This window comes from Syntrophobacterales bacterium (assembly GCA_031274925.1).
GTDB lineage: Bacteria > Desulfobacterota > Syntrophorhabdia > Syntrophorhabdales > Syntrophorhabdaceae > PNOM01.
This window is the reverse complement of record JAISPL010000035.1, coordinates 1-13535: the sequence shown is the minus strand read 5'-3', so window position 1 is coordinate 13535 and position 13535 is coordinate 1. Positions and strand designations below refer to the sequence as shown.

At 50.6% G+C, this 13535-nt stretch carries 13 protein-coding genes; 9 read left to right on the top strand and 4 right to left on the bottom strand.

All coding sequences use genetic code 11. From position 1 onward, the window contains the following. Window positions 1–1045: 1045 nt before the first annotated feature. From LBQ00_06125 to LBQ00_06115, 3 genes are all read left to right on the top strand, one after another. Complete coding sequence (locus tag LBQ00_06125) at window positions 1046–2290, top strand: FIST C-terminal domain-containing protein (GenBank protein ID MDR2018429.1); 1245 nt, start codon at window positions 1046–1048, stop codon at window positions 2288–2290. Between the two features lies 1 nt (window position 2291). Then, window positions 2292–3983, top strand: coding sequence for a PAS domain S-box protein (locus tag LBQ00_06120; protein MDR2018428.1), 1692 nt, complete (start codon window positions 2292–2294; stop codon window positions 3981–3983). A 90-nt stretch (window positions 3984–4073) separates the two neighbouring features. Next, a complete protein-coding gene (locus LBQ00_06115; GenBank protein MDR2018427.1) occupies window positions 4074–4166 on the top strand; it encodes a BPSL0067 family protein in 93 nt (30 codons plus the stop codon). A 233-nt stretch (window positions 4167–4399) separates the two neighbouring features. On the opposite strand, the gene LBQ00_06110 is transcribed toward LBQ00_06115, so the two are convergent. Both LBQ00_06110 and LBQ00_06105 read right to left on the bottom strand, forming a co-directional pair. Next, window positions 4400–5380, bottom strand: a complete 981-nt coding sequence (locus LBQ00_06110) for a L,D-transpeptidase family protein (GenBank protein MDR2018426.1) — start codon at window positions 5378–5380, stop codon at window positions 4400–4402. 38 nt (window positions 5381–5418) lie between these two features. Further along, window positions 5419–5622, bottom strand: coding sequence for a DUF3795 domain-containing protein (locus LBQ00_06105; protein MDR2018425.1), 204 nt, complete (start codon window positions 5620–5622; stop codon window positions 5419–5421). Window positions 5623–6068: 446 nt separating this feature from the next. On the opposite strand from LBQ00_06105, the gene LBQ00_06100 reads away from it, so the two are divergent. Together LBQ00_06100 and LBQ00_06095 are read left to right on the top strand one after the other, a co-directional pair. Beyond that, window positions 6069–6884 carry an amidohydrolase family protein gene (locus LBQ00_06100; protein ID MDR2018424.1) on the top strand — a complete coding sequence of 272 codons (816 nt, stop codon included), beginning with the start codon at window positions 6069–6071 and terminating at the stop codon, window positions 6882–6884. Window positions 6885–7079: 195 nt separating this feature from the next. Continuing rightward, window positions 7080–7412, top strand: coding sequence for a LysR family transcriptional regulator (locus LBQ00_06095; protein MDR2018423.1), 333 nt, complete (start codon window positions 7080–7082; stop codon window positions 7410–7412). Window positions 7413–7553: 141 nt separating this feature from the next. Here the strand turns inward: LBQ00_06095 and LBQ00_06090 are convergent, their stop codons facing one another. Next, on the bottom strand, window positions 7554–8144 hold the full coding sequence (locus LBQ00_06090) for a formylmethanofuran dehydrogenase subunit E family protein (protein ID MDR2018422.1): 591 nt from the start codon (window positions 8142–8144) through the stop codon (window positions 7554–7556). A 260-nt stretch (window positions 8145–8404) separates the two neighbouring features. On the opposite strand from LBQ00_06090, the gene LBQ00_06085 reads away from it, so the two are divergent. The 4 genes from LBQ00_06085 (at window position 8405) to LBQ00_06070 (ending at window position 13278) form a co-directional block, all read left to right on the top strand. Next, complete coding sequence (locus LBQ00_06085) at window positions 8405–10453, top strand: molybdopterin-dependent oxidoreductase (GenBank protein ID MDR2018421.1); 2049 nt, start codon at window positions 8405–8407, stop codon at window positions 10451–10453. A gap of 61 nt (window positions 10454–10514) precedes the next feature. After that, window positions 10515–10907 carry a DUF4065 domain-containing protein gene (locus LBQ00_06080; GenBank protein ID MDR2018420.1) on the top strand — a complete coding sequence of 131 codons (393 nt, stop codon included), beginning with the start codon at window positions 10515–10517 and terminating at the stop codon, window positions 10905–10907. A 257-nt stretch (window positions 10908–11164) separates the two neighbouring features. Continuing rightward, a complete protein-coding gene (locus LBQ00_06075) occupies window positions 11165–11938 on the top strand; it encodes a hypothetical protein (protein MDR2018419.1) in 774 nt (257 codons plus the stop codon). 155 nt (window positions 11939–12093) lie between these two features. Further along, window positions 12094–13278 carry a hypothetical protein gene (locus tag LBQ00_06070; GenBank protein ID MDR2018418.1) on the top strand — a complete coding sequence of 395 codons (1185 nt, stop codon included), beginning with the start codon at window positions 12094–12096 and terminating at the stop codon, window positions 13276–13278. 131 nt (window positions 13279–13409) lie between these two features. Here LBQ00_06070 and LBQ00_06065 read toward each other — a convergent pair. Further along, window positions 13410–13535 (bottom strand): hypothetical protein (locus LBQ00_06065; protein MDR2018417.1); only part of this gene is annotated, 126 nt, incomplete at its 5' end.

Below are 13535 nucleotides of genomic sequence, written 5' to 3'. Positions count from 1 at the left end.
ATTACTTTATAAAACCTCCTTTGTCTTAAATAAGGGGGGAGGCGCGCGCAGGGAAGGCATAAGAAACCGCATGTTTTTGTTCATGTCTTAAGATACCGGCAGGACTTACCCCGTCCCCTAGTATGCGTTTTTCCGCCCATCTTTTACGGTAAACTATTGTCATAGAATACCCAACAGTATTTAACCGCGACGCTTCTCTCTATTGTACACAAGATTGCAGTACAGTCAAGCCTTAATTTGTGGATTTTATGGCATCTTCAACCATATCAGCCCCTTTTGAGCTATGCCGATGGGCTTTTAATACTGAAATATCTGTCTATAACAGATATATTTTAGCGTTGTACGCAAAAACCCGTATAGTGAAACATGGGTTTGTGGATTTTATGATGTTTTTAACCGTCAATCCGCCCTCAAACTCTGCTTAAAGCTCCCCGCCTGCGGACCCTGATCATACGGGCGGGGGCAGCCCCTATTCACACGAGTGGCGGGCGGGCCACGCTTACACGGGCGGCTGGGCCTAAGGGGACCGAGAGGCGCCGAGAAGGATCCCGATAGGCCTGCCTGTTTGTTCGTCCCCGAGCGGCAGAGTGACCGAGGGATCCCCGAAGTCCAAGCGTACGATGGATCCCCGCTTCTTCAACGGATCCGAGTGGTTAGTCCCCGAATGACCAAGCGCACGAGGGATTTGCCCCCGAAGTCAAAGCGTTAGTCCCCTTTTTGAGGATCCACTGGATGCAAAGTGGTTCGAGAGATCCGATTGGGAGGCGGCGCCTTCATGCTTTCCAGCCGCGCTATCGCTTTCCGCCTCGCGCCGATAAATCTAATGATACGAAAGAAAAGGAGGATCATGGGTTGCAATTCATCCGAATCGTGCATAAATTATTTTTGAAAAATCTGATGACTGCGGGATAAAATGTGACGAATGTCTTGAAAATTTTATCCGCATTGTGAGAAAATGTTCAAGGGGACACAATGACCTGAAGTTGCATGGGGGAGACAGGTTTTTCAACATCAATCTTTTTAGTTAAATTGGGGGGGGGGGAGAATGCCTTCACAGAAAAAGACGAAGGTTGGGATCGGATTTTGCAACAGGGAGGATGCATATCTTTCGGGCGTTCATGTAGCCAGAGAAGCCCTGGAATCAGGGACCATAGAGCGTCCCGATTTTGTATACGCGTTCTGTTCAGGAGACCTTGACCATGAACGATTTTTTGCGGGCCTGACAGAGGTGGTGGGCCAAAATACTCCAATTGTCGGCGGCTCCGCTATTGGAGTGCTCACTAACGAGCAGATACGCTATGATGGCGCCTCCGCAGGGGCGGCCATTATCGAATCTGACAGGATAAGGCACAGGGTTGTTGCGACGGGCCTTAACGACAATCTTACCGCAGCGGGCCGGGAAGTCGCGGAATTGCTGTCGGACCTGCCCGATGACAGACTCATAATGCTCTTTTACGAGTGGGTTAAGGAGACCGCAAAGGGTGGCTGCCCTCCTGTTCTTAATTCCTCAACCCATATCCTTGAGGGATTCGGGCGGGATGCGGACTGCCAGGCGCCTTTGATAGGGGCCGGCCTTGTAGGAAGCTACCAACTGGAGCCGGGAAAGCAGTTCTGCGGCTCATTTGTTGGCGCCGAACATGCGGTGGGAGTGGCCCTTTCCGGAGACTTCTCGGTTTTCTTAAGGATCATGCACGGGTGCGCCCCTCTTGACGGGACCTACCATACCATCACAAAATCAGAGGGTCCCGTCATCTACGAGCTTGACGGGAGGCCCATCGTCGATATAATGGACAACCTCTTTGGCCACAAGGAGTGGCGGAACCAACAACCCATTGATTATCTGGCCATAGGCGTTAACCTGGGGGAACGATACGGCGTGCCCGTGGAACGCGATTATGTGAATCGTATGTTAATCAGCATGCTGCCAGACGGGAGCGGGGTTAGCATGTTTGAGCCCGGTCTCGAAGAAGGCATGGAGATTCAGTTCATGCTCAGGGATACAAGGAAAATGGTGGAGTCGGCCGCAAAGAACTCACAGGAACTGATTGAGACAATAGTCGAGACAGGAAAGAAGAAACCAGTATTTGCCTTTTATATCGACTGCGCGGGCAGGACCATGCAATCTTCCTCCTCCACGGAGGAGGAGGCGGGGGAGGTTCAAAAGGTGTGCAATCAATATGGAATTCCGTTGCTCGGACTGTTTACCGGCGTTGAGATCGCACCTCTTCGCGGATACAGCAGGGGTCTTGACTGGACAGGAGTACTGGTGGTGGTGGCAGAGGATGAGTGAGATGGACGACAACTTGATGGAAGGACAGATAAGGATCGCCTACCTGGAAAAACTGCTTGACGAGGAACGGTCCCAATCTAATTACTACAAAATGATGGCTCAAGAAAAAGGAAAGCAGTATCTCCACGAGATCAGCCGTTTATCGAATGCCCTCGCGAAGCACAGGCAGATGGAAAAGAATCTTCGGGAATCGGAGGAGCGCTACCGCATCGCCATTGAACATTCCCACGACGGCGTCTCAATTATCAGTGACAGCATACATATTTACGTGAACCGGCGGTTTCTGGAGATCTTCGGATATGACAACTCGGATTATCTGCTCGGTAAGGCGGCGACGCTTGTAGTTCAGGACAACGACAGAGAGAGGGTGGAGGGTTTCATAACCGCAAGGCTCAAAGGTGAACCGACCCCTTCCCGCTGCGAGTTCAGGGGGATGAGAAAAGAAGGTTCCCCCATCGACATTGAAGCGGTAGTGACCACCATCACGTATAAAGGCGAGAATGCGATCCTCGCGTGCCTCAGGGATATAGGAGAAAGGAGAAGAATTGAGGAAGAGTTTATGAAGGCGAGCAAGTTAGAGTCAGTGGGCGTCCTGGCAGGAGGGATTGCCCATGATTTCAATAATATCATGACGGCGATCATGGGCAATATTTCCCTTGCCAAACTGGCTACGAGATCTGACGAGCGTTCCAGCCAATGTCTCGTCGAGGCGGAGCAGGCAGCAAACAGGGCCAAGGACCTTGCCCGGCAATTCATTACCTTTTCCAAGGGGGGAGCGCCGATCAAGAGGATCACGGAGATTGGCCATCTCCTGGAAGACTCAATAAACTTTACCCTCACGGGGTCGAATGTGAAAGGCCGGTGCGCCATCCCGCCAGATCTCTGGAATGTGGATGTGGATGAAGGCCAGATGAACCAGGCAATACAGAACCTGACGATCAACGCGAAAGAGGCCATGCCCAAGGGCGGTATCATAGAGGTGACGGCCGAAAATGCGATCATTGACGATGATCAGGGCCCGGACGGGTTGTTGCTTAAAAAAGGCACCTATATCAAAATAGCCATAAAGGACTCCGGCATCGGTATTCCGGAGGAGCATATCGACAAGATATTCGATCCATTTTTCACCACCAAGCCGAAGGGCAGCGGATTGGGGCTTGCCACCTCGTATTCAATCGTGAGAAAGCACGGCGGCTTACTCCAGGTGAAAAGCTACTTGGGTATCGGCACCACCTTCACCATTTACCTCCCCGCAACGGAGAGAAAAGCGCTCACCGCCATGGAGAGCAAACTGGATATAAGCAGGGGCAAAGGAAAGATACTTCTCATGGACGATGAGGAAATGGTCCGTGAGGCCATAAGTGAAATGCTCTCATTTTTGGGCTACAGGACGGAATCAGCCAAAGACGGCGCTGAGGCCATTGACCTTTATGCGGAGGCGATGAAGAAGAAAGAGCCTTTTGACATGGTGATCCTTGATCTTACCGTCCCAGGAGGTATGGGAGGACAGGAGGCCATGGAAGAATTCCTTGCAATAGATCCGAATATAAAGGCCATCGTATCAAGCGGATATGCGAATAACCGTATCATGTCGGAGTATAAAAACTACGGCTTTGTCGCCGTCATTACAAAACCCTATAAACTGGAGGAGCTGGGAGAGGCCGTATCAAGGGCGATGATGAATAAGGCTTAGCGAAACTATCAAATCGGGACTTATATACTTAGCTTTTAACGCTAATTAATTCAGTCTGTCTAATCAGAATCAGGCTAATTTTCTTTAGACATATTACGACAGCTTCCAAAACGGGGAAAGGATGCAAATGGAAATTACGTCAATCCCAGTAATAACGGCGAAGCCTTTTCGGTAATTCTATGAGCATACGTTTATTTATCTTTTTTCCGACTTTTGTCGCTATGGGCCTTGTTTCATTGTGTGTCATGGCTGGAGAAATACCCGTTCCTCAATGTCCGCAGCAACTGTCTATTCAGCAGCAAGCCCTGGCACAGTCGGTTTTTTGCATATAAAACTGTGTCCGCGGCGTTGGGTAAGGTATAGCCGCTTTACAGGGAAGCGACCGCTGGGGCCCCGGGCAAAATGGCGGGCATGCTCTATGGCCTTATCTCAACAGTCGTGCCATTGGGCGTAAGTTTGTCGATCTCCGCTATTTCCTCATTCGTGACTGCTATGCATCCTTTAGTCCAGTCAACCTGTGAGTGGGAGCCGCCAACCCACGAAAAACCGTTCGGAACACCATGGATCATAATATCTCCGCCCGGAGAAACGCCAAGTTCCCGTGCCCGCTTTCTGTCTTTTTCGTTCGGGTAGGAAACATGAAGGGACAAAAAATAACGGCTCTTCCTGTTTCTTGAGTCGATCGTATAGATTCCCTCCGGGGTTTTGTTATCGCCCTGCATTTCCTTGGGGCCGCCAGGGTTTCTCCCCAGGGCTATTTTGTAGGTCTTTAGCGCCTCGCCTTTTGAAAGCAGCGTCAATCGCCGTTCCTTCTTTTCGATGAGTATCTTATCTACCGACTCCTTCCGGGCCTCAAAGGCTTTTTGTTTCATTTCTTCAATCGTATTTTTCAGCGTAACGATCTCTTGCCTGAGAGCTTCAATGTCGGCCTGCTTAGCCGCAATCATCTCGTCTTTGATCGTCATATTATTGATCCGGAATATCATCATCTCGCTGTCCCGCCGGTACTGGCTCTCCGGATACTCCTTCACGAGCTTCTCAAAACATGCCAGAGATTTCCCATAATCTTTCTGTTCATTTCCCGGATAGGAATACACGACCCCCATCTCGAAAAGAACTCTGTCTCCGGCATCGGGATATTTTTGAATAATCTGCTCATATTTATCCAGAGAGGCGCCATGGTCTCCCTGTTTAAAAAGATCGTTGGCCTCTCTTATGGCCGGCCACGCCTGGGTTCTGTCGTCAAAATGACTGCATCCGCATATAAGGGTTATCATGAGGAGGAAGGCAGCCCCCACCCCCAGGACATACCCGCCAATACGCCCTTCCCGTCCTGTCCATCTGCCTTTCCCATCGTCCCTTAGCGACACGACCAGGCCGTCTCCATTATCACACATCTGGTTCCTCATTATTCCTCACCTTTACCCCAGGCCTATCACCCCGACCATTTTCTGCATTGCTCAATACGCTTGCCATCGTCACCCTGTTTTTTATCATAGGCGAATTGGTTAAGAAGACCGCAGGGGAAAACAGCGCATTTTCCGCAATGCTCCAAATTTTTTCCTTCGCAGCAATTCTTTACAAGGCAGGAATCACCCCAAAACGGCTTATCAATATGTACGCAACCGCCGCAATTCATTTTCTCCCTGTATTCACATTCACCACACAGTATACCGCATCTTGATTCAAACGTTTTTGTTACCTCTGTTTAATCTCCACGGGTCCAATTCGGTGCCCCTTAAAACGCGCTTGCCTGATAGTCAGTCGAAACCCCGGGATACCCCGCCGCTTGGCAGCGAGGAGGTTCGTTTTTTCTGTCCTGATTGACACTTTATACGCCATCAGCCTGATAAAGAGGCGTCCATCCAAATCAGGTAAAGGTATATACCAGATATTGACAGTATTTTCAAAAGAATGAATGGTTACCTTGAGTAAGCGTAACGCACCATCGGGGTCGGGGGGATGGGGTGGGGGTAATGCCGGAGAGGATTCCGGAGGGCATGATTCCGGCTCGCTTCTGGACTTGCGCAGGGTCGTTCATTATGTCTTGAAAAGAGGAATGGAATAGCGTATAGAAATCAGACTATGAAAATTGATTTCCATACCCATATTTATCCTGACCATGTGGCCTCCGTCGCGGTCTCCGGGGTGTGCCAGAGGTCAAATGTCTATGCATATACGGACGGCACCCTGGATGGACTTAAAAGATCTATGATCGTTGCCGGTATTGATCTTTCCGTCGTGTCGGCTGTGGCGACAAAGCCGGAACAGGTCGCGTCAATGCAGAAGTGGTTACAAACCATCAGGCAGCCTGGGATAGAGGTGCTGGCCGCCATGCACCCGTCCGACCCCATGACTTCCGAGCAGATGAAGACGCTTATGCGGCAAGGATTCCGCGGTTTTAAGCTTCACCCCGATTATCAGAACTTCTTTGTCGATGATCCTCGCATGTTTCCGTTATACGAGACGGCTGCAGGAGAAGGTATGTTCATCCTCTTTCATGCCGGCATGGATCGGGGGCTTCCATACCCGGTCCATGCAACGCCTGAACGCCTGGCCGCAGTTCACGAAGCCGTTCCTGAACTCTGTATGATAGCCGCCCATCTGGGAGGGGAAGACGCTTACGAGGAGGCGGCGGTGCACTTATTGGGGCGGAATATCTACCTTGATACGGCCTTCGTGCTGCGCAAAATGCCCGGAACATTTCGGGAACGCTTTCTTAAAGGGCATCCCGCCGAACGTCTGCTGTTTGCGTCCGACAGCCCATGGACAGATCAAAGGGAAGAACTTCGGTTCTTTATGGAATTGCCATATTTGACGGAAAAGGACAAGGAAAAGATCTGTTTTTCCAATGCGGCGAGGCTCCTGGGGATTGAGGCGTCAGAGGCGGCTGCCACTTAAACTCCTCCGTCCACGCCCCATGACCATGACCCATAGCCGCTTGTCCGGCGAAGATTAGCGCAGGCGGCGGCGACCGCACCGGAGAAGGCGGTTGATCCAAGAAGCGGGTCACCCCTCCCGACGCATAAGCTCGGGTCTTTCCCTGTCCTCTTGGGTTGTGGTAAAATTGTAAAAACCGATTCATCGGGAGAAGCCATGAAAATCAAACACAAAATTTGGCTCGAAGCGAACGGCAAGGTTATCTTTGGCCAGGGCCGGACCGAGTTGCTTCGCGCCATCGACGAATGTCGCAGCTTAAATGCGGCTGCAAAGAAACTGAACATGTCATACCGCGCGGCATGGGGACGTCTGAAAGCTTCTGAAGAGCGCATGGGCCTAAAGTTAGCCGAGAAGGATGCCTCTGCAGGAGGTATGCGCCTTACTGACGACGCGAGGCAACTCCTCTTAAGTTTCGAGCAACTGGAGGGCGAAGTCGCCTCTTTTCTTGAATATATGTGTCATAAGCTCAGCTTCCCGCCCTCTGACTGACCATTCGTATGCTGAACTCATATGGTAGTCTGTCCGCGCGCCTCTCTTAATGGCAAAAACTTATATGAGATGCTTTTTGGCCCATGATCATGGGAGAGAAAAGGGACGCCCTGATGGTTGTTCTGCTCACCTTCCGGCGCATTAAGGAAAGGCCTTCTTTTTCGACGCCTGCCATAAAGGATCGCCCTGACAACCGAGGCAGAGGAGGCCGTCAGAAAGCGGAAAGGCCTCGCCGCAACGTGCGCAAACGGTAAATCCCGCCCGACGTTTCGTTCCATGTAATACCGTGTCCGCCACCTTCACATAACGAACCGACAAGTAGCTCCCTTCCGCTTCTTCTATCTCCGCCATAAGAATTCCCAGGTCCTCCCCATTCTTTGACTCGAATTTGAAAAACCAGTCTCTGATCTCAGGCCATCCCTCGAGAGGGATAGGGTCTACGGCAACCCGTACGCCTTCCCCCGTGTCCTTGTCGTAAAGGGTGACAGCGTAGCGTCCCAGGTTGACGACTTTGAGCCAACCGTTTCCGATGGTACACGGGGTAAGGATCTGAATGGCGTCGGGAAGGCATTTTGCAGTTTCGCACAGGGCGTCGGTCATGACCCCGCCTGGAAGATGCCGGCACGCCAGATCGACCATGAAGCCCCCTATAATAACGCCGGGTGCGGGATGGCCGTGAAAAGAGCGGACACGCTCGACATACTCTTCAAAAGAATAGGAACATATGGTCATGATTTCCTGCCTTCCCGTTGGCGTGGATTACATCCTCCGTTGTTACTCATCCTGAAACAATTAACATTATTATGTCGTAAACGACATAATACAATATCAATAATACCTTTCAATGTCAAGTTTTACCATGGAAAATATGTTGACAAGCAGGATTATATATGTCATTAAAGACATATTAAGCGCCTCGTAACGGAGCGGGGAAGAAACCTGACAGTGACTGGATCATCACGGACCGATGGTTAATACTGGAGGCAGCATATATGGAAGTAGTCAAAACAGATTGCGGTTTATGTATTAATTGCTGCGGCGTCGACGCTTACGTGGAAGACGGCAGGCTGGTCAAAGTGGAGGGTATGAAGGAGCACTGGTTAAATAAGGGTAAGCTGTGTCCGAAAGGCGAGCGGCTTGTCGATCTGCTTTATTCTCCTTCCCGCCTGAAATACCCCATGAAAAAGGTCAGTGGCCGTTTTCAGAGAATATCCTGGGACGATGCAATCGGCGAGATAGCCGTAAAACTGCAAGAGTTGAAGGACAAGTACGGGGCCCGCACGCTGGCGAGCTGGACCGGCTCAGTGGGGGTGGAACATTTCGAAATGGCCGCCTTCAACCAACGATTCAAAGGGGCCTTCGGCACCCCCAATTTCTTCAATCCGGAAGGCATATGTTTCCGCACGCGCATCCTTTCGCGCCAGATCACCTTTGGCCGTTATCCCGTTGAAGAACCAACAAACGCCAATTGTATCATCCTCTGGGGCCGCAATCCCGACGAAAGTTACTGGCCGGTAGGCAGACAAATCAAAGAGCGGGTCGAAAGCGGGGCAACACTGATCACTATCGACCCAAGGCGCATTCCCATATCCAAACTGGGTATCTATCTGGAGCCGCGGCCTGCCACCGATGGCGCCCTAGCCCTCGCCATGATGAATGTTATTATTGAGGAAGGCTTGTGGGATAAGGAATTTGTGGACAAATACTGCACGGGATTCGACAAGTTGACGGAACACGTCAAGGCGTTTACACCGGAGCGCGCGGAGACGATCAGCAGCGTGCCAGCCTCGGAAATAAGGCGTGTGGCACGCATTTTTGCGGCCGCGGAAGGCGCGTGCATCTTAGAGGGTGTGGGCCATATGAATCAGTTCAGCAATGGTCTTCAAACCAACAGGGCCTATTCAATATTGATGGCCCTGACCGGCAATATCGACAGGCCAGGCGGTTGGGTCACCTGCCCTCAGGTCCGTCTCGCAGATCTCAGGCTTCCTCAGGAAGAAAATAATCTGGGCTACGACGAATATCCCATATTTCACCAGTTTGGGAAACGCCCGCCGCCATACGGCTCGGCGTCTCTTATGACGGAAACGATGAGATCGGAAAAACCCTACCCCATAAAGGCTTTTATATCGTCTGGAAGTAACCCTGCCCTGACCTTTCCCGACACGAAGCTTTTTCTGGAAGGTATCAAGAATCTGGAGTTGTTTGTGAACATCGACCCGAACATGACCGAGACAGGGCAACTGGCCGATTACGTTCTTCCCGCCTGCACCTTCCTGGAGGAGACCGGTATCGGCGGATTCCCTTACGGCATATCGTACTGTGAGCCCTACATCATGCTTCGCAAGAAGGTTGTAGAGCCCCTCTATGAAAGTAAACCTATCTGGTTGATCTGGACCCTGCTGGGTCGCACAATGGGCTACCACGAGCATTTCCCGTGGAATACGGATGAAGAAGTGGCGGAATATTTTTTTTCGACCAGTGGCGTGACGGTTAAAGAACTCCGCGAGCATCCCGAGGGAATGTATTTCGCAAAGAAAGAGTACTATCTTTATGAAAAACAGCGTTTCGGCACAGAGAGCGGGAAAATAGAATTATTCTCAGCCCGGATGGAAGAGCTCGGTTACCCAGGTCTTCCGGGTCATGTAGAGCCCCATCAGAGCCCCGTGGCAGATCCTGAATTAGTCCTGGAATATCCGGAGATCCTGCTTACCGGCGTCAGGCAGGTGGAATACATCGACGCCCAGATGCGTGACGTCCCTGCGCTTAGGGCCCTCCGGCCCGACGCTGAAGCCGAGATACATCCCGCCACAGCCGTAAAATATGCAATCGTCCACGGTGAACTTATAGGCCTTGAGACGCCTCGCGGTTCCATAAAAATCAAAGCAAATGTCACGCAGGATATTAAGCCGGGCGTCGTCGCCGTACCGCACGGTTGGGCGGAAGCGAACTGCAACATACTTCTGGACGCCAAATTGAAAGATCCCGTTTCAGGTTACATCACGATGAACAGTGTGGCCTGCCGTCTCGTGAAGCTGTAAATCCGGCCAGCAGAAAACATCGGATGGGTTCACCATTACAAAATAACAGGAGGATTATGGGATGAAAAAAAGATATACAGCGCTTGAAATCGCCAAATATTTCATTTCGAAATCAGGCAAGAGGAACGGAGAATTGCTGTCAAATCGCAAGCTTCAGAAAATGGTCAGTTGTGCTCAGGGGCTTTACGTCAACATGTATGGCGAGCCTCTTTTTGAAGACGAAATCGAGGTATGGAATGATGGACCCATTATCCCAACGCTCTACGAGGCCCTAAAGGAATTCGGGGATGATGGAATTCCACCAGACCATGAGTTTGACCCGTCACTTATAGAAGAAGACGCTACCAGGCTCCTTGATGAAATCCACAGCGTGTTTAGTCAATATGTAGGTATTCGTTTGATGGAGGCTCTCATGACAACGGATGTGGGGAACAAACTGGTATGGGTCATGTAATATCCTGAGATCTTGGCGGCTGCGACTTCAGAATCCGGAAGTATCCTCGCCCGACTTTCTTTAAGCGGGCAGCTCCCATGGAGACGCGGCCGCCATTTATTAAATAAGCAAGGAGGCGCGCGGACAAAAAACGGGTTTAGCGAAAGGAGGATATACTCATGGACAGAAAAAGGTTGGAGCGGCCTGAGAGATCCTGACCGTAATCGGTAAAATGCGGAAACGCTGGGAAATAAGAAAAATTTAAGGAGGTTGACACAATGCCAGCAATAAAACTTGCCACAACAACAAGCGTGCGCGATACCAAATTGTTGGATAGCCTTCAAACACAATTTGCATCATTTACCAATGACGCCCACACTCTGGACTGGGCTGGACTGGTGGTTGGTTCGGGAGCGGCGTTGAATTTGGCCCGCCAGGGCTTGGCTGACGTAACATTTACGCACTCCCGCCTTGACGAATTCATATTCTGGGGTCAAAGATATGCTCTTGACCGCAAGCATCTTTGCTGGAACGGGTTTGTTCTTGTCGGACCCAAGACTGGCGGCCCGATTACCGGAACTACCCTGGAGGATTGTTTCGGGCAGCTTCTTGACAATGATGAACAACCGACGCCGTCTGTAGTTTTTTTGTCGAGAGGAGAGGTAAACGCTTCCGGCACATGGGTCAGGGAGCAAGAGATTTGGGCTGCAATTGGAAGAGATATTCCATGCAATATAATCATTGAGACCAATACAAGTATGATGGACACTCTTGAACGGGCTTGGAAAAACTATAATAACGCATATACCTTGACCGATATCGGAACATGGTATGAGTTTCTAAGTGAAAATGACGATGGCCCTCTTGACGATTTGGAAGCGCTTACTGACCCGTACACCGACCCTTGGGCCCCGAATCAGTACGCACTCATGCCGGTCAATCCCGACGCGTGTTTTTTGACTCCCGCACGGTCCCAAAACCCACAGGGAGCCGAAATTTTTGTAAATTGGCTGACATCAGATCCGAGTATAATCAACAACTATCTTTTATAGGCAGCAATCAGCCCTTCGCTTTCAACGCGAATGGTCCGGAAGTATTTCCCGCCTTTGAGTGCGATTTGCTGCGGCAGCAATATAAGAAGAGAAAACGTGAAAAACTTGAGAGCGCACTGCGCATCGGTTTATAAAAAGAGGAGGATAAAAAAACGATGAAAAAGACTCATGTAAAGTTCCTTGGTTTGGTGTTGTTGGCTTTCTCACTGATTTTCACCTTTTCTGCCGTAGCCCTCGCGGAGGATGATCCATATTTCAAGGGCTCCGGCACGATAGATGACCCTTTCCTTGTTTCCACGTCGACCGATCTTTTGAATGTAGCGAACGCTTCCAGAAATACCAAACCAGTATATAACCCTTACGCAGCCGCTTATTACAAACTGACAAACGACATAGATCTGACCGGGGTCGAATGGACCGTGCCTATTGGGAGCGGAGCTCTTGCTCCTTTCAGCGGTGATTTTGACGGCGCTGGATTTGAAATCCAAAATTTTACACCGGCTCTCATTCCTGCCGGGGTGCTTCCCGTTTTAGGCGGAATGTTTTCCAAAGTGACCGGAAAAATTCATGATCTTAGCATGGTAAATGTGAATATCAGAGCAACAACACAATCAATTGGCAACGGAATGGGCGGCCTTGTTCAAATTGCCCGAGACGGAGCTGTGATCGAAAACTGCCATGTGACGGGCACGATAGAACTTCTTACCGACAGGTCAAGCTATGGCAATGTGGGCGGTATAGTCGGGTTTATTGCCGGGGAAGGCGTGGTAGTTTCCAACTGCTCTTTTGAGGGCACCATTATTGCCCCCCCGGACAGCATTGGCCTCGGCGGGATTGTTGGCACAATCCAGGCTAACAACGGAACGACAATCGTAAACTGCTTCAGCGCCGGGGAAATCTTGCGTACCCATGTAGAAGGAAACCGAGAGCCCAACACTGTTGGAAAGATAGCTGGCCAATTCCATGGCACGGGCGGCGGATTCGACAACAGAGATAAGAGCGTATTGGCAAATAACTACACCACGATGAAAATCACAGCGACAGGATTCGCCGATGGTTTGAGCGGCTATGACGGCGAAGAACTGCCCGTGGAGGAGCCACCCGTTTCAGGCATTCTTGTAAATGCATCTGCAACCGCTTCGGTCGAGAAGCTAAGCGGCAGCCAAAACAATCTGACCATCATCGTCACGGAGTATTATTCTGACGAAACTACCAAAACCTTCACAACGACCGTAAGCATCAAAAACAACGCGGCCGGCACTTATGAAGTTGGCGAATACACCGTATATGTGGATACAAAAGGCAACGACCAAATCCGTGACTGCCATATAGTTTCTTAAAAGTCGATAGCGGCATAAATACCCCCCCAACTCACACAAGGGGCGCCCCTCTGGCGCCCCTTCTCGTACTCTTCCTTCTTGTTGCTCCTGCCCTACTCCTCTTATACCCCTACTCTTTCATGCCCCAGGTGTTATATTATCTTCATCTTCTTTGCCGCATGGGTCAGCTCATCCCTGAAATCAGGATGGGCAATGCTGATCATGGATAAGGCCCGCTCCCGGACCGACTTGCCCTTAAGCCTTGCAACCCCGTATTC